The organism is Limnohabitans sp. WS1 (genome assembly GCF_003063265.1).
In the GTDB taxonomy this organism is placed as follows: domain Bacteria; phylum Pseudomonadota; class Gammaproteobacteria; order Burkholderiales; family Burkholderiaceae_C; genus Limnohabitans_A.
Genome location: NZ_NERU01000014.1, coordinates 19,888 through 40,790, shown reverse-complemented (window position 1 = coordinate 40,790; position 20,903 = coordinate 19,888). Strand labels below are relative to the sequence as shown.

The following is a 20,903-nucleotide window of genomic DNA, read 5'->3' as shown; positions in this document are numbered from 1 at the left end:
TAAACAACCATCCCCTTGGAAAACCCTGATGTCTTTGTCTCCCTCCCAGCGCTTGGCGTCGATTGATGACCTGCTTTTGTACCGTTTGGGACGGTTATCGGGGGTGGCCGGTGCGATGGTGGTTCGTTTGTGTGAAGGTGGCTATGGCATCACACGTCGTGAGTGGGCCGTTGTGGCTCATCTTTATGAAAACGGGTGTTTACCCCCCTCGGTTTTGGCTGAGCGCATGCACCGAGACCGGGCCCGCACCTCGCGCATCTTGACGGCGTTGACCCGCAAGCAATTGGTCATGCGCTCCATCACGGCGCATGACCGGCGCAGTGCATTGGTTGAGCTGACCCCCGCTGGTCGACAACTTTACGATGTCTTGATGCCGCAAATTCAGGCCATCAACAGTCAAATCATTGACGCAATGTCAGGCCAAGAAATCGTGTATTTCGATGAGGCGCTCGATCGTTTGCAGGCCCGTGCCGAATCTTTGTTGGCACAGTTGAGTCCCGATTTGCCCAGGGCCAATCGGCATCAAGGACAGCGTGGCAAGGATGTGGTATGAAGGTATGGCTGCGATTTGCACTTGTTGGGGTCTTGTTGGGGGCAGTGACTGTTCATGCCAGCGAGACCTGGGTGGGGTGGGTCAGTTGGGTGATGGATGGTGACACCTTGGTTTTGGTGCGTGAGGGGCATCAGGAGCCGATCAAATTGCGCATTGATGGCATCGATGCGCCTGAAACCTGTCAGCCCGGAGGGCCTGAAGCCCGAGACATGATGATCCGCTTGGCCTTGCGCAAACAAGTTCAGGTCGTGAAGGTGAGCCATGACAGTTATGGTCGGCAAATCGGACGTCTGTCAGTGGATGGGCGCGATTTGGGGGCCGAGATGGTGCGCTCAGGCATGGCGTGGGCCTACAGGTTCAGCTCTGGTAAAGGTCCGTATGCAGCTTTGCAACGCCAGGCACAAAAACACAAACGAGGATTGTTTGCGGCCAACGAAGATGCCATGTCTCCGCATATTTTCAGAAAGTTTCACGGCAGTTGCCATGGCCTTTGATGGGCGGTGGTGTTGCAATCCGCAGGCACGCATTCAGCGCCATAACGGATGGATAGGGAATTTTTGGAGCCATGACCGGCTCTTGTGAAGACAGGGTTGTTGATGACATTCACGTCTGAGCGTGAATGACAAAACTTGGCCGCTCAGTTGCGGTGTGCGGCGCACACCGGGCAAGACAGATTGCGCTGCATGCGAATGTCGGTCCAAGACAGCTCGCGGCCGTCGAGCATCAGCAAGCGCCCTGCCATGTGGCTGTCCATGCCACTCAAGATTTTGAGCGCTTCGGCGGCTTGCACCGTGCCAATGATGCCCACCAAAGGGGCAAACACCCCCATGGTGGCGCAACGCGTCTCTTCCGGTTGTTGTGCGGGCGGAAAAATACAGGCGTAGCAAGGGGCATCGGGCTGCGTGCTGTCGAACACAGACACTTGTCCGTCCATCCGGATGGCTGCACCTGACACCAATGGCTTGCGGTGGACCACGCAGGCCAGGTTGACGGCCTGACGCGTTTCGAAGTTATCGCAGCAATCAATCACCACATCAGCCTGCGCCACCAAGGTGTCCAGCAAGGAGGCGTCTGCACGGTGCGTGATGGGGGTCACACGAACATCGGGGTTGATTTGTGCAATGGCTGTTCGCACCGAGTCGGCTTTGTATTGGCCCACACGGTCCAAGGTGTGGGCAATTTGCCGTTGCAAGTTGGTGGAATCCACCGTGTCGTGATCCACCACGGTGATGTCACGCACACCCGCGCTGCCCAAATACAAGCAGACGGGGGAGCCGAGTCCTCCTGCGCCGATCACCAGCGCATGGGATTTGAGCAGTTTTTCTTGTCCGTCAATGCCCAACTCATTGAGCAGAATGTGCCGCGAATAACGCAGCAGCTGGGTGTCATCCATGTGGCGGCTTCGTGAATTCAGACTCAGTCTTTTTTCTCAGCTTTGCGTTCAGCCAATGTGGTGCTGGCTTTGACAGGCTGGCCTTTGAGCTGTTTGATGGCTTGAATCAACTGGAAATCCTTGTCCGACCCGAATTCAGGCAAGCGGCGTTCAGAAGCCGGTTTTTTGGCTTCTTCTTCAAGTTTTTTAAGAGCCTCTTCGCGAGCTTGTTCGCGTGCAGGGTCTTTCTTTTCTTCGGCTTCTTTCCCGTTGCTCAGGTGTTTTTGGAGATCCGCTTCCCGTGTGCGCAAGGCCGCAAAAACATTGCCGTTCTCAGTCTCGTCGAGCATGATTTCAGGCACGATGCCCTTGGCCTGGATGGCACGCCCGTTCGGTGTGTAGTAACGGGCCGTGGTGATTTTCAAAGCAGTGTCCGGGCCGAGTTGACGCACGGTCTGAACAGAACCTTTGCCAAAGGTCTGGCTGCCCATGAGGGTGGCACGCTTGTAGTCTTGTAGCGCCCCTGCGACGATTTCACTGGCTGAGGCAGAGCCTTCGTTGACCAGGACCACCAAGGGGATTTTTTTCAAGGCCCCACCTGTGGCTTGCGTCATGCGTGTGATGGGGTCGTTGCTGCTGTTGCGCCGCCAAAACTGTGGCGACGCCTTGTAGGTGAATTTGCTCTCATCCAATTGACCATTGGTGGTCACCACCGTGACATTGTCCGGCAAGAAGGCAGCAGACAGTGCCACTGCAGCGTCGAGCAGACCTCCTGGGTCGTTGCGCAAGTCCAAGACCAAGCCCTTGAGTTGAGGATCTTGCTTGTACATGTCTTCAATTTTTCGAGCGAAATCTTCAACCGTTCGCTCTTGAAATTGTGAAACGCGAATCCAGCCGTAACCCGGTTCGATCAATTTGGATTTGACCGATTGCGTTTTGATTTCTTCGCGTGTGATCGTCACCGGAAAAGTGCGGTTTTCGCTCCTGCGGAAGATGGTCAGGACGACCTTGGTTTTGGGTTCACCACGCATGCGCTTGACCGCGTCGTTGAGAGACAGTCCTTTGACTGCCGTATCGTCGATCTTGGTGATCAAGTCGTTGGGTTTCAGGCCAGCACGGTCAGCAGGGGAACCTTCAATGGGAGAGACCACCTTGACCAAGCCGTCTTCTTGACTGATTTCGATGCCCACGCCCACAAACTTGCCCGATGTGCCTTCAGAAAATTCCTTGAAGCTTTTCTTGTCAAAGTATTGCGAGTGAGGATCCAAACTGGACACCATGCCGGAGATGGCTTCGGTGATCAGTTTTTTCTCGTCCACCGGCTCGACATAGTCGCTTTTGACCATGCCAAACACTGCGGCCAGTTGCTGCAGTTCTTCCAAGGGCAAGGGGGCCATGTTGCCACGCGCCACGGTTTGCAATGACACGGTGGTCAATGCACCGGCCAATGCGCCCACGCTGAGCAAGCCGACGATCTTGAGTTTGTGTCCCATTTTGCGAGTTGGTGTCCAATGAAGTTCGAATCAATATACACCCGCAAGCCCCAAGGTGTGGGGCAGCGCGTGTAATTTCATGTAAAGGCTCAGGTGTGATCAGGCCTTGCCCTGACTGGCCACTGCGGCAGCTGCTGCGGCGGCGGCTTGGGCATCGCCCAAGTAGTAGTGACGTATTGGTTTGAGCTGTGCGTCGAGTTCATACACCAAGGGGATGCCGTTGGGGATGTTCAGGTTCACGATGTCGGTGTCAGATATGCCATCAAGGTACTTGATCAGGGCACGTATGGAGTTGCCATGGGCTGCGATCAGGACGCGTTTGCCCGATTGGATGCTGGGGGCGATGCTGTCATTCCAAGCGGGCAAGACTCGGGCCACGGTGTCTTTCAAACATTCGGTGAGTGGCACAAGGTCCGGCGAGGGATAGCGCCGATCCGCACGTTCACAGCGGCTGTCCGTGGCTTGCAGTGCGGGTGGGGGGGTGTCGTAGCTGCGACGCCAGATCAAGACTTGCTCATCGCCGAACTCTTTGGCCATGTCGGCCTTGTTCAGGCCTTGCAGTGCGCCGTAATGGCGCTCGTTCAGACGAAAATCCTTGACCACTGGCAACCAGGTGCGGTCCATTTCGTCCAGGGTGTACCACAGCGTGTGAATGGCGCGTTTGAGCACCGAGGTGTAGCACAGGTCAAAATCCCAACCTTCGGCTTTGAGCAGTTTGCCTGCTGACATGGCCTGACTCACGCCCGTGGGGGTCAGGTCAACATCGGTCCAACCGGTGAAGCGGTTTTCCAGGTTCCAGGTGGATTCGCCGTGGCGAATGAGGACAAGTTTGTACATAAGCAAATGGCCCTAAGAGGCGCTTCAAAACAGAGGTTAAGCCTGTCATTTTAGAATTGCAATTTTGGCGGCCCGCTGACGGGCCTCTTTTTTTGCCGAACAAGGGTGTGATTCGTGAACTTTCTCCTCGAAAACTGGATGTTGCTGTGCGTGGCCTTGGCCTCAGGTGTGGCGTTGATGTTGCCTGCTTTGACCAAGGGCAATGGCTTGGATCCACAAGGCATGGTGCAACTCATGAACCGTGAAAAAGCGGTGGTGATTGATGTGTGTGAACCCGATGAGTTTGCCCGAGGCCATGTGATCGGGGCGAAAAACCTGCCATTGGGTCAGTTAGAGGCCAAATTGGGGCAGTTGGTGAAAAACAAATCAAGCCAAGTGGTCATGGTGTGTCAAGTGGGTGCCCGTTCAGCTCGTGCTGCAGCGACAGCTCGTAAGCTCGGTTATGAGAATGTTCAATCGTTGTCTGGCGGTTTGAAGGCGTGGACTGCTGCCAGCATGCCCACAGAAAAAGCCTGATTTTGAATTTTTAAACATCAACTGGAGATCTCATGCAAGCCGTCAAGATGTACACCACCGCTGTGTGCCCCTATTGTGTTCGGGCTAAGCAAATTCTTAAATCCAAAGGCGTCCTTGAGATTGAAGAAGTCCGCATCGACACCGATCCTGCTCAGCGCGATCACATGATGCAAATCACAGGTCGGCGCACGGTGCCTCAAATTTACATTGGTGACACCCATGTGGGGGGGTGCGACGATTTGATGGCGCTGGATGCTCGGGGTGGTTTGGTGCCCCTTTTGCAATCGCTTTGACTTGCGGTGGCACCCAAGGCATCAAGGTGACTTGACTGAGCTTGGATGGTTGATAATTAGCTGTTTATGGCCCCAAACGTCTGACGCTGGTGTCAGACTATTTTTAAAAGAGTAAAAAATGACTGAAAACGCTGTCACAAACGAAGTCCAAGCGCCTGTCTTTCAGATTCAACGTGTCTATCTGAAAGAGGCGTCATTGGAACAACCCAATTCCCCCGCCATTTTGTTGGACCAGCAGCAACCCAGCGTTGACATCCAACTCGGTGTGGAGGCGACGCCTGTGGCTGATGGCGTGTTTGAAGTGTGCGTGACCGCCACAGTGCACACCAAGATTGCAGACAAGACGGTGTTTTTGGCTGAGTGCAAGCAGGGCGGTATTTTTGAGATCCGTCACTTGCCCGATGATCAAATGGGCCCTGTCATGGGGATTGCCTGCCCGCAAATTGTTTACCCTTACCTGCGCGGCAACGTGGCCGACTTGATCACGCGTGCCGGTTTCCCTCCTGTGCACTTGGCCGAAATCAACTTCCAGGCCATGTACGAGCAGCAGCAAGCACAGCAAGCTGAGTCCTTGCCGCAGTAATTCCAAGCGTTTCCCGGACATGTTGCGATGCACATCACCCTGATTGGTGCAGGTGCCTGGGGCACTGCATTGGCGCTGGCGGCCTGTCAGCATCCAGCCAATCACGATGTGCGCCTTCATGCTCGGGACGCGGCACAGGCGCAGGCCATGCGCGATGAAGGGCAAAACAAGCGTTATCTGCCCGGTATCAAGTTGCCCGAACGGTTGCAAATTTCAGGTGGAGATTGGACGCCCTTGCTCGCTGACGCCGATGCGCAAACATTGTTCATCGTTGCCACGCCCATGTCGGGTCTGAGGCCCACACTCGAGCTCATGCAAGGGGTGCGTTCGCCTGTGGCTTGGCTTTGCAAAGGGTTTGAGTCGGGCACAGGTCTGATGCCGCACGAGGTGCAGCGTGATGTGGCACCCCACTTGCTGGCGGGTGCTTTGAGTGGACCGAGTTTTGCCCTTGAAGTGGCGCGGCATCAACCCACGGCCTTGGTCGCAGCAAGTCCCCATGCCTGTGTCCGCGATGCCCTTGTCGCGGGCTTTCACGGTCCGGCTTTGCGTGTTTATGCCAACGATGACATGGTGGGTGTCGAGGTCGGTGGTGCAGTCAAAAATGTCTTGGCCATTGCCACCGGTTTATGCGATGGCCTCGATTTGGGATTGAATGCCCGAGCCGCGTTGATCACTCGGGGTTTGGCAGAAATGACCCGCTTGGGAATGGCTTTGGGGGCTAAAAGTGATACTTTTATGGGGCTGTCAGGCTTGGGTGATTTGGTCTTGACGGCGACAGGTGATTTGAGTCGCAACCGCAAGGTGGGTTTGTTGTTGGCTCAAGGCCTCAACTTGAACGAAGCATTGGCCTCATTGGGGCATGTGGCCGAGGGCGTTTACAGTGCCCGCACAGTGCTTTTGCGGGCGCGACAGTTGGGCGTCGAGATGCCCATCACACAAGCTGTGGTGGCCTTGTTGGACGGCAACTTGAGTGCGCAGCAGGCCGTTCAGGCCTTGATGGGGCGTCATCCCAGAGGTGAGTCATAAATGGTCGCCTCGATTCATAAACCCACCGTACTGCAACGCCTGTGGCGCTTTGTTGAGGGTTTTGATGGTCCCTTGGCTTTTGCTGTCTTCATGCTGGCTTGCGCCGGTTTGCTGATCATGTATTCCTCGGGCTTTGATCACGGGACGCGCTTTGTTGATCATGGGCGAAACATGCTCATTGCGGGTGCCATCATGTTTGTGGTGGCTCAAATTCCACCACCTAAGTTGATGGCGTGGGCTGTCCCGGTTTACACCATGGGTGTGATTTTGTTGATCGCAGTGGCTTTGTTTGGCATCACTAAAAAAGGGGCTCGGCGTTGGGTCAATCTGGGGGTGGTCATTCAACCCAGTGAGATTTTGAAAATTGCCTTGCCTTTGATGCTGGCTGCTTGGTTTCAAAAACGGGAAGGTCAACTTCGCTCATCTGATTTTGCAGTGGCTTTGTTGATATTGGGTGTGCCCGTGGGCTTGATCATGAAGCAACCTGATTTAGGGACAGCTTTGCTGGTGTTGGCAGCGGGCTTGGCCGTGATTTTCTTTGCCGGTCTCAAATGGCGATGGATTTTGCCACCTTTGGCTTTGGCTGTAGTTGGTATTGTTGCTTTGGTGGCATTTGAACCTTCTTTGTGCGCAGCCAACGTGGATTGGCACGTTCTGCATGAATACCAAAGGCAAAGAGTCTGTACTTTGCTGGATCCTGCTCGCGATCCTCTGGGCAAAGGGTTTCACATCATCCAGGGCATGATTGCGATTGGTTCAGGTGGGTTTTGGGGCAAGGGCTTTATGCAAGGAACCCAGACGCATCTGGAGTTCATTCCTGAGCGCACCACTGACTTTATATTTGCAGCTTATGGCGAGGAATTTGGTTTTGCAGGGGGCCTGTTTTTAATTTCTTGTTATTTCTTTTTGATTTACAGGGCGTTGATCATCGCCATGCAAGCGCCAACCTTGTTCAGTCGATTGTTGGCAGCGAGCATGGCCATGATCTTTTTCACTTACGCATTTGTGAACATGGGCATGGTCAGTGGCATCTTGCCCGTCGTGGGCGTGCCCTTGCCTTTCATCAGTTATGGAGGCACGGCCATGGTGACATTGGGTCTGGCTTTGGGGATTTTGATGTCGATTGCAAAATCCAAACAACTGGTGCAAACATGACAAAACTGATGCAGGTCGCGGTGGTGGGTGCGGGCAATATGGGCGGTGGCATGCTGACCCGTTTGTGCGGTCTTGGCTGGTCTGTGGCGGTCCACGACATTGACCCGCAGGTTCAGTCGCATGCGGCGGCATTGGGGGCGATTGCTTGTGGCTCTGCCAAGGAGGCCGCTCAGCTTCTTTCGCCCGACGGCGTGTTGATGGTGGTCGTGGTGGATGCGGCCCAAACCGAGGTGGTGCTTTGGGGCGAAGGCGGTGCTGGCCCGGTGATGCAACCGGGTCAGTCGGTCATGCTGTGTCCTACGCTTGGGCCGGGAACGGTGCAAGGGCAGGCCGAACGACTGTCGCAAAGGGGTATCGATTTCATTGATGCCCCCATGTCAGGTGGTCCTTTGCGTGCCAAAGAGGGCACCATGAGTTTGATGGTGTCTTGCTCGGATGCGGTGTGGCAGCGTAGCCAAACGCTGTTGAATGCCTTGAGCCAACAAGTTTTTCGTGTCGGCACGCGCCCAGGAGACGGTGCACGCACCAAGTTGGTCAACAATTTGTTGGCCGCCGTGAATTTGGCCGGAGCCGCCGAGGCCATGGCCTTGGCCGAGCGGCTGGGTCTGGACCCCGCGGCCACGCTGTCTGTGATCGAGGCATCGAGCGGGCAAAGCTGGATTGGCTCTGACCGCATGCGTCGGGCCCTGGCCGGTGACTTCGAGCCTCGCGCCCATGTCACTTTGCTGGCCAAGGACACGGGCTTGGCTCTGCAGGCCGCCGAAGAAGTGGCCTTTGATCCCCCGTTGGGCAGGATTGCACGCGGTTTGTTTGCCCAAGCCCTTGCGCAAGGCTGGGCCGACCTGGACGATGCGGCTTTGTTGCAATTGATGCGTCAGCGCTGAACGAGCAGCCATCGGCAGCGCTTGTGGATGCCCGCCTCGTGGCAACTTGTGAAACCAGAGGACGCCGATGAACCGACCCCGAGCCCGTGAATTGGGCCTGCCTTTTGCGGGCCAGACCGGCCCCTTCAACGCCATCACCGACGTGCCCGGGGTGACGGTGGGCTTCACCACTTTGACCGATCCCTCGCGCCGCATGCGCACCGGGGTCACGGCCATCGTGCCCCGGCAGGATGCGAACAACCCCATGCCCGTGTGGGCGGGTTTTCATGCCCTCAACGGCAATGGCGAGATGACCGGGGTTCACTGGATCAACGATGCGGGGTATTTTCTGGGGCCCGTGCTGATCACCAACACCCATGGGGTGGGGGCGTGCCACCAGGGGGCGGTGCAATGGATGTTGGGCCGTTACGCCGAGCATTTTCAAAACCATCACGCCTGGGCCATGCCTGTGGTGGCCGAAACCTATGACGGGGTGCTCAACGACATCAATGCCCTGCATGTGCAAGCGGCGCATGCGGTGGCCGCGCTCGATGCCGCCACCAGCGGGCCGGTGGCCGAGGGTTCGGTGGGGGGTGGCAACGGCATGATCGCCTACGAGTTCAAAGGCGGCACCGGCACATCTTCGCGCCAGATCCAGGTGGCGGGCCAGACCTACACCCTGGGCGCCTTGGTGCAGGCCAATTACGGCAGGCGTCACTGGCTGTCGGTGTTGGGGGTGCCTGTGGGTCAAGCCATGCCGGGCGGCTTTGCCAAGAAAGAAAGTGGCTCCATCATTGTCATTTTGGCCACCGATGCGCCCCTCTCGGATGCGATCTTGCGTTCGCTGGCCAAGCGGGCGGGCTTGGGCATTGCTCGTTCAGGCAGTCCGGGGGGCAATTCATCGGGCGATATTTTTCTGGCCTTTTCGGTGGCCGACCCCATGCCTCACCCCGAAAAAATGGGCGCAGTGATTCAGCGCCACAGCCTGAACTGGGAGGTGCTGGATGTGCTCTACGAGGCCGCGGTGCAGGCCGTGGACGAGGCGGTCATCAACGCCCTGGTGCAGGGCGAGGATGTGCCCACTGTCAAACCGGCCGGGCATGTGGTGCCTGCGCTGGACACAGACAAGCTGCTGGACTTGATGCGCCAGCATGGCCGGATGTAGGCTTTTGGGTCGGCCGTCTGCGGACCCGCGAACCTTGTTTGGTCCTGTTCGGCACGGTCCTGGTCTCTCCAGCCCCGGCAAGGGTCTTGATCCCTGCCTACAATGGCCCCCATGATTTCACGCGAACCCACCATCGAACGTCTGGCCACGGCCCGCTCCCTCTTGCTTGAGCCTTTTGGCTTGGACGAAACCCACCTCAGCCGCGCTTTGGCCGCCATCAAGGCCCACGCTGTGGACGACGCGGACCTGTACTTTCAGTACACCCGCTCCGAAGGCTGGAGCCTGGAAGAGGGCATCGTCAAGACCGGCAGCTTCAGCATCGACCAAGGTGTGGGCGTGCGGGCCGTGTCGGGTGAGAAAACCGCCTTCGCCTACTCGGACGACATCTCTGAAGCTTCTTTGATGGACGCGGCCATGACGGTGCGCACCATCGCGCAGGCGACGCAAAACAAACGCGTCAAAGTGCCTGCCCGCAAGGTCTCAGCCAGCCGCTCGCTCTACCCCTCGCTGGACCCCATGTCCACGCTGGACAGCACCGCCAAGGTGAATTTGCTCGGACGCGTGGAAAAAATCGCCCGAGCCAAAGACCCGCGTGTGGTGCAGGTCATGGCCGGTCTGGCCACCGAATACGACGTGGTCATGGTGGCCCGGGCCGATGGCACCCTGGCCGCCGACGTGCGCCCCTTGATTCGCCTGTCGGTCACGGTGATTGCCGAGCAAAACGGCCGCCGCGAAGTGGGCAGTGCGGGTGGCGGTGGCCGCTTTGGTCTGGCCTACTTTGACGACGGCATGGTCGAGACCTATGTGCAAGAAGCCGTCTCGGCCGCACTGATCAACCTCGAAGCTCGCCCCGCGCCTGCGGGCGAGATGACGGTGGTGCTTGGCAATGGCTGGCCCGGTGTGCTGCTGCATGAAGCCGTAGGCCATGGTCTGGAAGGCGACTTCAACCGCAAGGGCTCGAGCGCTTTCAGCGGCCGCATCGGCCAGCGCGTGGCGGCCAAAGGCGTCACCGTGCTCGATGACGGCACCATCTCTGACCGTCGCGGCTCTCTCAACGTGGACGACGAAGGCCACGCCACCCAAAAGAACGTGCTGATCGAAGACGGCATCTTGCGCGGCTACATCCAGGATTCGATGAACGCCCGCTTGATGGGCGTCAAGCCCACCGGCAACGGCCGCCGCGAAAGCTATGCCCATGTGCCCATGCCGCGCATGACCAACACCTACATGCTGGGCGGCGACAAGAGCGCCGAAGAAATTGTGGCCAGCATCAAAAAGGGCCTGTACGCCACCAACTTCGCGGGCGGCCAGGTCGACATTACCAGCGGCAAGTTCGTGTTCTCGGCCAGCCAGGCCTACTGGGTGGAAAACGGCAAGATCCAATACCCCGTCAAGGGCGCCACCTTGATCGGCAGCGGCCCCGAGTCGCTCAAGAAGATCAGCATGATCGGCAACGACATGAAGCTCGACTCGGGTGTGGGCACCTGCGGCAAAGAGGGCCAGAGCGTTCCGGTGGGCGTGGGTCAGCCCACGCTGCGCATCGATGGCCTCACCGTGGGCGGTACGGCCTGAGGCGCCTGTTCGGGTTTGCCCTTGGGCGGACCCGTCAGGAAGCGTCATCAACCTGTGATACATTGAACCCCATGTCCTCGCGCATCGCTTTTTACTTTTTTTATTTTTGGTTCTCAGTCCCCGGCGGACGAGAGGCGAGCGCATAAGCACCCGAACATCTCGACACACACCGCCGGAGCCCCAAAGCCCGGCGGTTTTTTTTGACCTTTTTTCAATCTGAGGAGTCCACGATGAACGCCAAAACCGCAGCCCCCGAGAGCTGGTATCCGAATGCCGCCGACCGTACCGGCCAGACCGACGACGAACGCATCAAGGACATCACCGTGCTCCCACCGCCAGAACATTTGATTCGCTTTTTCCCAATTGCCGGCACGGCGACGGAAACCCTGATCTCCCAAACCCGCCAATCGATCGCCAAGATCGTGCATGGCCAAGACGACCGCCTGCTCGTCATCATCGGGCCCTGCTCGATCCACGATCCCGCTGCGGCCCTCGATTACGCCCGCCGCCTCAAGCCCCTGCGTGACAAATACGCGGACACGCTGGAGATCGTGATGCGCGTGTACTTCGAAAAGCCTCGCACCACCGTGGGCTGGAAGGGCCTGATCAACGACCCCTACCTGGATGAGAGCTACCGCATCGACGAAGGCCTGCGCATCGCCCGCCAGCTGCTGATCGAGATCAACCGCCAAGGCCTGCCCGCAGGCAGCGAGTTCCTGGACGTGATCTCGCCCCAGTACATCGGCGACCTGATCAGCTGGGGCGCCATCGGTGCCCGCACCACCGAAAGCCAGGTGCACCGCGAGTTGGCTTCGGGCTTGTCGGCCCCCATTGGCTTCAAGAACGGCACGGATGGCAACATCAAGATCGCGACTGACGCGATTCAGGCGGCAGCCCGTGGCCACCACTTTTTGTCGGTGCACAAAAATGGCCAAGTCGCCATTGTGCAGACCCAGGGCAACCAGGACTGCCATGTGATTCTTCGCGGTGGCAAAGCGCCCAACTACGATGCCGAAAGCGTGGCCGCCGCGTGCAAGGAACTGGAAGCTGCCAAGCTGCCTGCCACTCTGATGGTGGACTGCAGCCACGCCAACAGCAGCAAAAAGCACGAGCGCCAGATCGACGTGGCCAAGGACATCGCCGCACAAATCAGCGGTGGCTCACGCCAGGTGTTCGGCGTCATGGTTGAAAGCCACCTCAAAGACGGTGCCCAGAAGTTCACACCCGGCCAGCACGATGTGGCGAATCTGACCTATGGCCAGAGCATCACCGATGCATGCATTGGCTGGGACGACAGCGAGGGCGTGTTGCAGGTGTTGTCCGATGCGGTGAAGGCACGCCGCGCAGGCTGAATTGCAGAGGTCTGTGGGCTGGACTGCCTGTCCAGCCTTCAGGCGCTGCCCTCGGGCTCAGACCGCAGGTGATTCGGTCTTGACTTGGAACTCGCGCCACAACAGGTAAAGACCGCTGGCCACCACCATGGTCGCGCCCAACAACACCGCACGGTCGGGCACTTGGTCAAAGACCAGCCAGCCGCCCAGGGTCATGTAGAGGATCTGCTGGTAGAGAAACGGCCCCAGCACAGCGGCAGAAGCAAATCGGTGGGCTTGCGCTGCGAAATAGTGACCCGCGCCGCCACTGAGTCCGGCCAGTGCCAGCAGCAGCCACTGCCAGCCGCTGCTGGGGGTTTGCCATGTCCACAGCGCAAAAGGGGTGAGCACAGCGGTGGACACCAGTGCCGATGCCAGCTGCATGGTGGCCGGATGTTCTTGGCTGGCCAGGCGGCGCGTCAGCAAGTTGAACAGGGCGTACAAAACGGCGTTGCCCGCAGACAGCAAAATGGCCGGGTGAAAAGCTTGGCTGCCCGGGCGAATGATGATCAGCACGCCGATGAAGCCTGCGGCAATGGCGACCCAGCGCCGGGCATCCAGCTTTTCTCCAAGCCACCAGGCCGAGAGCACAGCAATCAAGATGGGCACGGAAAACTGCATGGCACCGGTTTCTGCCAGTTGCAGGTATTGCAGGGCCCAAAAGTTCAGGCCCGTCATGCAGGCCAACATCAGACCACGCAGCAATTGCAGCCGGGGATGGTGCCAGCGCACCAGCGACAGCCCCATGCTGGGGGCGAAAACCGCGAAGGAAAACAGCGAGTGCGTGAGAAAACGCAGCCACACGACTTGCAACACCGGCAAACTCAGCACCAGCCACTTGGCCGTGGTGTCCAGCACCGCGAACATCAGCGTGGTCAAGGTGACCAGTCCAATACCCAGTCGCCGGTTGCTGTTGTTCAGCATGCCCTTTAGACCGTTTGAATGGCTTGGAGCAACTTGGCGTGAATGCCGCCAAAGCCCCCGTTGCTCATGCACAGCAGGTGGTCGCCGGGCTGCACTTTGGCCAGCACTTGGGCGATGACTTCGTCTATGTTGGCACCCACCTGCGCTTTGGCCCCCATGGGCAATAGGGCTGCAGTGGCATCCCAGCCCAGTCCGCCCGAATGGCAAAAGGCCAAATCGGCTTCTTCCAGGCTCCAGGGCAGTTGGGCTTTCATGGTGCCCAGCTTCATGGTGTTGCTGCGTGGCTCGAAGATGGCGAGGATGCGGGCATGGCCCACCTGACGGCGCAGGCCGTTGACGGTGGTGCGGATCGCTGTGGGGTGGTGGGCAAAGTCGTCGTAAACGGTGATGCCGTTCACACAACCGCGCACTTCCATGCGGCGTTTGACGTTTTCAAACGAGGCCATGGCTTTTGCCGCCACAGCGGGGCTCACGCCCACATGTTCGGCGGCGGCGATGGCGGCCAGTGCATTGAGCTGGTTGTGCACGCCGCCAATGGCCCATCGCACTTCGGCCACGGATTGGCCAGACTGCAACACTTGGAACTGCGAGGGTTCGCCTTCGGCCACAAAGTCGCTCACGGTCGAACCAAAGCTGCGCACTTCGCTCCAGCAGCCTTGGGCCAGCACGCGTGTCAGGCTTTCTTCCAGGCCGTTGACCACCACCCGGCCCGAACCAGGCACGGTGCGCACCAGGTGGTGGAACTGGCGTTCAATGGCCGCCAGGTTGTCAAAAATGTCGGCGTGGTCAAACTCGAGGTTGTTCAGGATGGCGGTGCGCGGGCGGTAATGCACAAACTTGCTGCGTTTATCGAAAAAGGCGGTGTCGTATTCGTCGGCTTCGATCACGAAATACTTCCCGCCGCCCAGACGTGCCGAGACGCCAAAGTTGAGCGGCACGCCGCCCACCAGAAAGCCCGGCTCCAGCCCTGCTTGCTCCAGCACCCAGGCCAGCATCGAGGTGGTGGTGGTTTTACCGTGTGTGCCCGCCACCGCCAGCACATGTTTGCCTTGCAGCACATGTTCGGACAGCCACTGGGGTCCGCTGGTATAGGGCGCACCGGCCTCCAATATGGCTTCCATCAGCGGGAATTTGGGGCTGCCGTCTGGCAGGCGGGCGCGGCTGACCACGTTGCCGATCACGTACAGGTCGGGTTGGAGGGCCATCTGGTCGGCGTCAAAACCCTCGATCAACTCGATGCCCAAAGAGCGCAGTTGGTCGCTCATGGGTGGATAAACGCCCGCGTCACATCCCGTGACACGATGCCCAGCCTCGCGGGCCAGCGCGGCCAAGCCCCCCATGAAGGTGCCACAAATGCCCAAGATATGTATATGCATGCCCGGATTTTAGGGGGCCATCGGGCAAAGCTTGGACTGCGAGCCGCTGGGGCCGGTCACAATCGGTGCCCATGAACGAGTTTGCCCTTGAAATTGCCGGCACTGCTGCCCGTTTGGTGGTGGAAGAAGGCTTGGCCTTTGGCCCGGCCAAGCACCGCGCCCTCAAAGAGCTGGGCCTGCCCACGCGCACCGCTTTGCCCACCAACGATGTGGTCGAGGCCGAGGTGCGCGACTACATCGCCTTGTTTTGTGCCGACACGCAGCCTGGCGAGTTGCTGGCCTTGCGCGAATTGGCGCGGGTCTGGATGCAGCGCTTGGCCGAATTTCGCCCGCACCTGGGCGGTGCGGTCTGGCAAGGCTGGGCCACCCGCCTGTGTGACGTGGATCTGGCCTTGTTTTGTGATGACCCCAAATCGGCCGAAATCGCCCTGATCAACCAGAACCAGCGCTACGAGACCCAAACCGTGCGCGGACTGCATGGTGACGATGTAGAGGTGCTGAGCCTGCACAGTTTTTGTATGGGTTTAAATGAAGATGTGGGCGTGCACCTGCGCATTTACGACCTCGACGATTTGCGCGGTGCTTTGCTGCCCGATGGGCAAGGCCGTTCACCTCGTGGCGATTTGGCCGCTCTGGAGCGCTTGCTGGCTGCTTGAAAGACAATCCACGCATGAACAATCTCAATTCAAATGCTTCTCGGCGCAATTTGCTATTGGGGGCGGGTGCAGCGGCTGCTGTGGCAGGTGTTGGCTTGTCCTTATGGCGTTTTGAGCCCAAGGCGGTGGCCAACGTCCAAAGTCACCCTGTTTGGAGTCAGCAATTCGAAAACCCTGCGGGTGCTGTTTTGTCGATGGGCAGTTTCAAAGGTCAACCCCTGTTGTTGAACTTTTGGGCCACTTGGTGCCCACCCTGTATCGAAGAGTTGCCCATGATCAACGCCTTCTGGCGTGAAAATGCACCTAACGGTCATCAAGTTGTGGCATTGGCCATTGATCAACCGAGTGCGGTTCGCCGTTTTCTGGAGCGACAACCTTTGGCTTTTCCCGTGGGTTTGGCCGGTTTGGAGGGCACCAATTTGGCCAAGTCGTTGGGTAACGCAGCAGGTGGATTGCCCTTTACCGTCTTTTTCAATTCAAATGGCAGCATTTGGCGTCAAAAGATGGGTCAATTGACCCAGGCTGATCTGGATGAGTGGCGTCGCAACAGCGTGTGAAGCGGGTGTGATGAAGATTTTTGCCCTTCCTTCGTCTGAAAAGTGCCCTTTTTCTGGTCGACCGCATCTGAAATCTGGTCTGTAAGCAGATTTTTGAGGGGTTTTACCGAAATTTGGTGTAAATTCGATCGATTACATGTGCTTACAGCAATGGAGGATCCGTGGATTTACGCAAACTTAAAACATTGATTGACTTGGTGTCCGATTCGAATGTGACCGAACTGGAAATCACCGAAGCCGAAGGCAAAGTCCGCATTGTCAAAGGCAACGGTTTGGCCGCGCCTGTGGTGATGCAGCAAGCAGTACCTGCACCTTTGCCTGTGACCCCCGTTTTTGTCGCTCCAGAAGCACCTGCGGCCCCTGCTGCACCAGTGGGTCATGCAGTCAAGTCGCCCATGGTCGGTACTTTCTACAGGTCCTCCAGTCCGGGTGCTGCACCGTTTATCCAGATCGGCTCGGTGGTCAAAGAGGGTGACACCTTGTGCATCATTGAGGCGATGAAGATTCTCAACGAAATCGAGTCTGACAAATCCGGCACGGTCACGCAGATTTTGTGTGAAAACGGTCAGGCCGTGGAGTACGGTCAGCCTTTGTTCATCGTCGAATAAGCCAACGGGGATTTCATGTTCAAGAAAATCCTGGTCGCCAATCGTGGTGAGATCGCTTTGCGCATCCAACGGGCTTGCCGAGAGTTGGGTGTCAAAGCGGTCATGGTTTACTCAGAGGCCGACAAAGAAGCGAAATACGTCAAATTGGCCGAAGAAGCGGTTTGTATCGGTCCTGCGGCGTCTTCGCTGAGTTACCTGAATATGCCCGCCATCATTTCAGCAGCTGAAGTGACCGATGCCGAAGCGATTCACCCAGGGTATGGGTTTTTGAGTGAAAACGCCGATTTTGCCGAACGTGTCGAAAAAAGCGGGTTCCAGTTCATTGGACCAACACCTGAGTCCATTCGCATCATGGGCGACAAGGTGTCTGCCAAACAGGCCATGATCCGTGCGGGTGTGCCCTGTGTGCCAGGATCCGAAGGTGAGTTGCCCGATGATCCGGTGCAAATTCGTCGCATTGCCAAAGCGGTGGGTTACCCTGTGATCATCAAAGCTGCAGGTGGTGGTGGCGGTCGCGGTATGCGTGTGGTGCACACCGAGGCTGCTTTGGTCAATGCGGTGCAAATGACCAAAGCTGAAGCCGGTGCAGCCTTTGGCAATCCTGCGGTTTACATGGAAAAATTCCTCCAGAACCCGCGCCACATCGAGATCCAGATTCTGGCTGACAAGTTCAAAAATGCTGTTTACTTGGGTGAGCGTGATTGTTCCATGCAGCGTCGCCATCAAAAAGTGATCGAAGAAGCCCCGGCACCAGGCATTCCCCGCAAACTGATCGACAAAATTGGCGAGCGCTGCGTTGCCGCCTGCAAGAAAATTGGCTACCGTGGTGCGGGCACCTTCGAGTTCTTGTTTGAAAATGGTGAGTTCTATTTCATTGAGATGAACACCCGCGTTCAGGTGGAGCACCCTGTGACCGAATGGATCACTGGGGTCGACATCGTCAAAACCCAGATCATGGTCGCTGCGGGCGAAAAACTGCCCTTCACGCAAAAGCAGATCCAAATTCGGGGTCATGCCATCGAGTGCCGCATCAATGCCGAAGATCCGTTCAAGTTCACGCCATCACCTGGCCGCGTCACCTCATGGCACATGCCGGGTGGCCCGGGTGTGCGTGTTGACTCGCACGTCTACAACAATTATTTTGTGCCGCCCAATTACGACTCGATGATTGGCAAATTGATCGTTCATGGTGACACCCGCGAGCAAGCTTTGGCCCGGATGCAAACGGCTTTGAATGAAACCGTGATCGAGGGCATCAACACCAATGTGCCCTTGCACCGGGAGTTGATGGTCGATGCCAAATTCATGCAAGGGGGCACCAACATCCATTACCTTGAACACTGGCTGAGCCAGCACAAACGCTGAGGCCATATGTTTGAACTGAGTCTGTTGTGTCCAGAAGACCGGGTCGATGTCTTGAGCGATGCACTTGATGCGTTGGATGCTTTGAGTGTGTCTGTCGAAGATGCCGATGCCCAAACCCCTGCTGAGCAAGCCTTGTTTGGTGAGCCCGGCATGCCCCCACCCAAAGAGGGATGGCAACGGTCCAAAGTCGTGGCCTTGTTTGCACAAGAGGTGCAAGCTAACGATGCATTGGCCTTGCTGGAGCTTCAAGATTTTTTTGAAGACTGCGAAGTTTTAGGCATTCAGACATTGGAAGATCAAGATTGGGTGAGGCTCACGCAATCCCAATTTACGCCTGTCGAGGTGACCTCCGACTTTTGGATTGTCCCCACTTGGCATGAGCCCCCCAGTCAGGCTCGCCAAATCATCCGGCTGGATCCGGGTTTGGCTTTTGGTACCGGCACCCACCCCACCACGCGCATGTGTTTGCGCTGGATTGCTCAAAATGGTGTTCAAAACCAACGTGTCCTCGATTACGGTTGCGGCTCCGGAATCTTGGCCATTGGTGCAGCCAAGTACGGTGCAACAGTCATTGATGCTGTGGATATTGACGATGCGGCCGTGACATCGACCGAACTCAATGCGCAAGCCAATGGTGTGCAATTGACGGCAGGTTTACCAGACAAGGCGAAAGGCCAGTACCAAACAGTTCTGGCCAATATTTTGGCCACACCGCTCAAGGTGCTTGCCCCATTGCTTTGTGCCTATGTGGCCCCTGGAGGTTCCTTGGTCCTGGCGGGTATTTTGGAGCGACAGGCTGATGAACTCAAGCTGGCCTATGCCCCTTGGATCCGTTTAGAGGTGGCAGATACCCAAGAAGGCTGGATTTTGATGACCGCCAAAGCCAACGAGCAAGCATAGCAATCTGCTCAATCGCCTGACTACAATCAGTGGATGAACAGGATAACTCGCTGCCCAGCTTGCGCCACAGTCTACCGTGTGGACTCAGAACAGTTGCAAGCTGCAGGCGGTTGGTTGAGGTGTGGTCATTGCGAGCATGCTTTTGACAGCACTGGCTTGGTTTTGTTTTGGGAACCCTTGGCAGAGTCGGATCTCACGCATGTCACTCGTGAAACGCCGGTCAGCGCAGCCACCGCCATGCCCTTGGGCCATGAATCTGTCCCAACAGATGGTCTGTTAAAAGTCGAAGATCCAGGCTCTTTGCAAGCCAGTTCTCCAAGCAACGAGGCCTTGGTCTCATTTGAAGATGCTTTGTCGTCTTTTCGTCAACCACTGAGTTTGCCTTCCGACCTGGCATCCACCGTCCTTCGCGCAGATGCGCCTCAGGTCGCGGGCGAATTGTCGCTTGCGCAAAGACCCAATTCAGTCAATCCATCCAAGCTTTGGCCGGCCACATTTGTATTGTTGGTCTTGATGTTGATCTTGCAGGCTGCGTTTGTGCAGAGGCATGTCCTTGCTTTGCATTGGCCTGCAGTTGCGGTGGGTTTTGATGCTGTGTGTCAATCCGTGGGCTGTACGCTTGAGCCTTCGCAAGATGTGGAGGCTTTGGTCATTGAAAGCTCGACTTTGGTGCGACGCACTGACGATTTTTTACTCTCCTGGACCCTTCGAAATACCTCGGACAGCATGGTGGCCATGACGGCATTGGAGTTGACTCTTTTGTCTGGAAACCAACAACCGGTTTTACGCAAAGTGGTTTTGCCCCAAGAAATGGGCGCACCGAAGTCTCTCCCAGCAGGTCAAACTTGGACGGGGCAATTGAGTTTGCGCACAGCCCATGAGACGCCGTTCAGCGATTATCGAATTTTGAGTTTCTACCCCTGAGTGAATCCATTTTTTGACAACAAAAAACCCGGCACTGAAACCAGTGACGGGTTTGGCGGTCAGGTATGACCTGCTGAATCAGGGCTTGGCTGCCGAAGGAAACGGCCAGGCTGCTTGAGGATTCAGAGTGGTTTGAGCAGCAGGCGCTTTGGATGCCTTCTTTGCCGCTGGTTTTTTGGCTGCCTTCTTCACAACGGCTTTTTTGGCTGCTGGTTTTTTGACAGCTGCTTTTTTGGCTGCAGCTTTTTTTGCAGGTGCTGCCTTAGGCGCTGCTGCGACTTTTTTAGCTGGAGCAGCTTTTTTGGCTGCAACGGCTTTTTTAGCTGGAGCAGCTGCTTTCGCTGGAGCGGTTGCTTTTGCTGGAGCTGCTTTTTTAGCGCTTACGGCCTTTTTAGCGGGAGCAGCTTTTTTAGCGCTTGCAGCCTTTTTAGCGGCGGGAGCAGCTTTGGTTGCAGGTGCTACTTTTTTAGCTGCTGGCTTTTTGGCGACAGCCGCTTTTTTAGCCGGTGCTGCCTTGGTGGCTGGTGCAGCTTTTTTGGCTGCGGGTTGCTTTGCTACAGCAGCTTTTTTGGCCGGAGCGGCCTTTTTCGCGGGAGCAGCTTTTTTTGCTGTTGCTTTTTTTGCAGTTGCCATGATTTTCTCCTTGATCAAGTTGAGATCTCAACGGAAAGGGAACGCTTTGTGCTTGTTGGACTGCACAAAACGATCCATGGTGTTGAGGGGCTCCTCAGCACCATGAACGCAGTAAAGCCACACACCACATCACCCGAGGGCATTGTGGTGCGTGGCTGTTTA

At 57.1% G+C, this 20,903-nt stretch carries 23 protein-coding genes; 17 read left to right on the top strand and 6 right to left on the bottom strand.

Annotated features, from left to right (window positions below; all coding sequences use genetic code 11):
• Positions 1 to 28 precede the first annotated feature (28 nt).
• Together B9Z48_RS15635 and B9Z48_RS15630 are read left to right on the top strand one after the other, a co-directional pair.
• Positions 29 to 553, top strand: a complete 525-nt coding sequence (locus B9Z48_RS15635) for a MarR family winged helix-turn-helix transcriptional regulator (protein ID WP_108379617.1) — start codon at positions 29 to 31, stop codon at positions 551 to 553.
• Complete coding sequence (locus B9Z48_RS15630; protein WP_233261155.1) at positions 550 to 1,047, top strand: thermonuclease family protein; 498 nt, start codon at positions 550 to 552, stop codon at positions 1,045 to 1,047. Before B9Z48_RS15635 ends, B9Z48_RS15630 begins: the two co-directional genes overlap by 4 nt.
• 143 nt (positions 1,048 to 1,190) lie before the next feature.
• On the opposite strand, the gene B9Z48_RS15625 is transcribed toward B9Z48_RS15630, so the two are convergent.
• The 3 genes from B9Z48_RS15625 to gpmA all read right to left on the bottom strand — a co-directional run bounded on the left by B9Z48_RS15625 (position 1,191) and on the right by gpmA (position 4,255).
• A complete protein-coding gene (locus B9Z48_RS15625; protein WP_089959714.1) occupies positions 1,191 to 1,946 on the bottom strand; it encodes a molybdopterin-synthase adenylyltransferase MoeB in 756 nt (251 codons plus the stop codon).
• A gap of 23 nt (positions 1,947 to 1,969) precedes the next feature.
• Entirely contained in the window at positions 1,970 to 3,418 is a 1,449-nt protein-coding gene (locus B9Z48_RS15620; RefSeq protein WP_089959709.1) for a S41 family peptidase, read from the bottom strand.
• 99 nt (positions 3,419 to 3,517) lie between these two features.
• Complete coding sequence (gene gpmA, locus B9Z48_RS15615; RefSeq protein ID WP_089959705.1) at positions 3,518 to 4,255, bottom strand: 2,3-diphosphoglycerate-dependent phosphoglycerate mutase; 738 nt, start codon at positions 4,253 to 4,255, stop codon at positions 3,518 to 3,520.
• A gap of 114 nt (positions 4,256 to 4,369) precedes the next feature.
• On the opposite strand from gpmA, the gene B9Z48_RS15610 reads away from it, so the two are divergent.
• From B9Z48_RS15610 to B9Z48_RS15570, 9 genes are all read left to right on the top strand, one after another.
• Positions 4,370 to 4,771 carry a rhodanese-like domain-containing protein gene (locus B9Z48_RS15610; protein WP_089959702.1) on the top strand — a complete coding sequence of 134 codons (402 nt, stop codon included), beginning with the start codon at positions 4,370 to 4,372 and terminating at the stop codon, positions 4,769 to 4,771.
• Positions 4,772 to 4,803: 32 nt separating this feature from the next.
• Positions 4,804 to 5,064 carry a glutaredoxin 3 gene (gene grxC, locus B9Z48_RS15605; RefSeq protein WP_089959699.1) on the top strand — a complete coding sequence of 87 codons (261 nt, stop codon included), beginning with the start codon at positions 4,804 to 4,806 and terminating at the stop codon, positions 5,062 to 5,064.
• Between the two features lie 118 nt (positions 5,065 to 5,182).
• A complete protein-coding gene (gene secB, locus B9Z48_RS15600; RefSeq protein ID WP_089959696.1) occupies positions 5,183 to 5,647 on the top strand; it encodes a protein-export chaperone SecB in 465 nt (154 codons plus the stop codon).
• A 27-nt stretch (positions 5,648 to 5,674) separates the two neighbouring features.
• Positions 5,675 to 6,673 (top strand): NAD(P)H-dependent glycerol-3-phosphate dehydrogenase, encoded by a 999-nt coding sequence (locus tag B9Z48_RS15595; protein WP_108379615.1) that lies wholly within the window; start codon positions 5,675 to 5,677, stop codon positions 6,671 to 6,673.
• The gene (gene rodA / locus B9Z48_RS15590; RefSeq protein ID WP_089959690.1) at positions 6,674 to 7,828 is read left to right on the top strand and encodes a rod shape-determining protein RodA; all 1,155 of its coding nucleotides are present in this window, start codon (positions 6,674 to 6,676) and stop codon (positions 7,826 to 7,828) included.
• Entirely contained in the window at positions 7,825 to 8,712 is an 888-nt protein-coding gene (locus B9Z48_RS15585; RefSeq protein ID WP_108379613.1) for an NAD(P)-dependent oxidoreductase, read from the top strand. The genes rodA and B9Z48_RS15585 overlap by 4 nt, the downstream gene beginning before the upstream one ends.
• A 67-nt stretch (positions 8,713 to 8,779) precedes the next feature.
• Positions 8,780 to 9,856: a P1 family peptidase gene (locus B9Z48_RS15580; RefSeq protein WP_108379611.1), complete on the top strand. Its 1,077-nt coding sequence runs from the start codon at positions 8,780 to 8,782 to the stop codon at positions 9,854 to 9,856.
• Positions 9,857 to 9,967: 111 nt separating this feature from the next.
• A complete protein-coding gene (gene tldD / locus B9Z48_RS15575; protein ID WP_108379739.1) occupies positions 9,968 to 11,428 on the top strand; it encodes a metalloprotease TldD in 1,461 nt (486 codons plus the stop codon).
• Positions 11,429 to 11,658: 230 nt separating this feature from the next.
• A complete protein-coding gene (locus B9Z48_RS15570) occupies positions 11,659 to 12,780 on the top strand; it encodes a 3-deoxy-7-phosphoheptulonate synthase (protein WP_090044949.1) in 1,122 nt (373 codons plus the stop codon).
• A gap of 57 nt (positions 12,781 to 12,837) precedes the next feature.
• On the opposite strand, the gene B9Z48_RS15565 is transcribed toward B9Z48_RS15570, so the two are convergent.
• Together B9Z48_RS15565 and mpl are read right to left on the bottom strand one after the other, a co-directional pair.
• Entirely contained in the window at positions 12,838 to 13,722 is an 885-nt protein-coding gene (locus B9Z48_RS15565; protein WP_108379609.1) for a DMT family transporter, read from the bottom strand.
• 5 nt (positions 13,723 to 13,727) lie between these two features.
• Complete coding sequence (mpl, locus tag B9Z48_RS15560) at positions 13,728 to 15,098, bottom strand: UDP-N-acetylmuramate:L-alanyl-gamma-D-glutamyl-meso-diaminopimelate ligase (RefSeq protein WP_108379607.1); 1,371 nt, start codon at positions 15,096 to 15,098, stop codon at positions 13,728 to 13,730.
• Positions 15,099 to 15,169: 71 nt separating this feature from the next.
• Here mpl and B9Z48_RS15555 point away from each other — a divergent pair, with 71 nt between their 5' ends.
• The 6 genes from B9Z48_RS15555 to B9Z48_RS15530 all read left to right on the top strand — a co-directional run bounded on the left by B9Z48_RS15555 (position 15,170) and on the right by B9Z48_RS15530 (position 20,108).
• Positions 15,170 to 15,754: a hypothetical protein gene (locus B9Z48_RS15555; RefSeq protein WP_108379737.1), complete on the top strand. Its 585-nt coding sequence runs from the start codon at positions 15,170 to 15,172 to the stop codon at positions 15,752 to 15,754.
• A 14-nt stretch (positions 15,755 to 15,768) separates the two neighbouring features.
• Positions 15,769 to 16,311, top strand: a complete 543-nt coding sequence (locus B9Z48_RS15550) for a TlpA disulfide reductase family protein (RefSeq protein ID WP_108379605.1) — start codon at positions 15,769 to 15,771, stop codon at positions 16,309 to 16,311.
• 161 nt (positions 16,312 to 16,472) lie between these two features.
• Positions 16,473 to 16,919: an acetyl-CoA carboxylase biotin carboxyl carrier protein gene (accB, locus tag B9Z48_RS15545; protein WP_089959658.1), complete on the top strand. Its 447-nt coding sequence runs from the start codon at positions 16,473 to 16,475 to the stop codon at positions 16,917 to 16,919.
• 15 nt (positions 16,920 to 16,934) lie between these two features.
• A complete protein-coding gene (gene accC / locus B9Z48_RS15540) occupies positions 16,935 to 18,284 on the top strand; it encodes an acetyl-CoA carboxylase biotin carboxylase subunit (protein ID WP_089959652.1) in 1,350 nt (449 codons plus the stop codon).
• Positions 18,285 to 18,290: 6 nt separating this feature from the next.
• A complete protein-coding gene (prmA, locus tag B9Z48_RS15535) occupies positions 18,291 to 19,184 on the top strand; it encodes a 50S ribosomal protein L11 methyltransferase (RefSeq protein ID WP_108379603.1) in 894 nt (297 codons plus the stop codon).
• A gap of 33 nt (positions 19,185 to 19,217) precedes the next feature.
• On the top strand, positions 19,218 to 20,108 hold the full coding sequence (locus B9Z48_RS15530) for a zinc-ribbon and DUF3426 domain-containing protein (protein ID WP_108379601.1): 891 nt from the start codon (positions 19,218 to 19,220) through the stop codon (positions 20,106 to 20,108).
• A gap of 78 nt (positions 20,109 to 20,186) precedes the next feature.
• Here B9Z48_RS15530 and B9Z48_RS15525 read toward each other — a convergent pair whose 3' ends face one another.
• Complete coding sequence (locus B9Z48_RS15525) at positions 20,187 to 20,741, bottom strand: histone (RefSeq protein WP_108379735.1); 555 nt, start codon at positions 20,739 to 20,741, stop codon at positions 20,187 to 20,189.
• Positions 20,742 to 20,903: the final 162 nt, after the last annotated feature.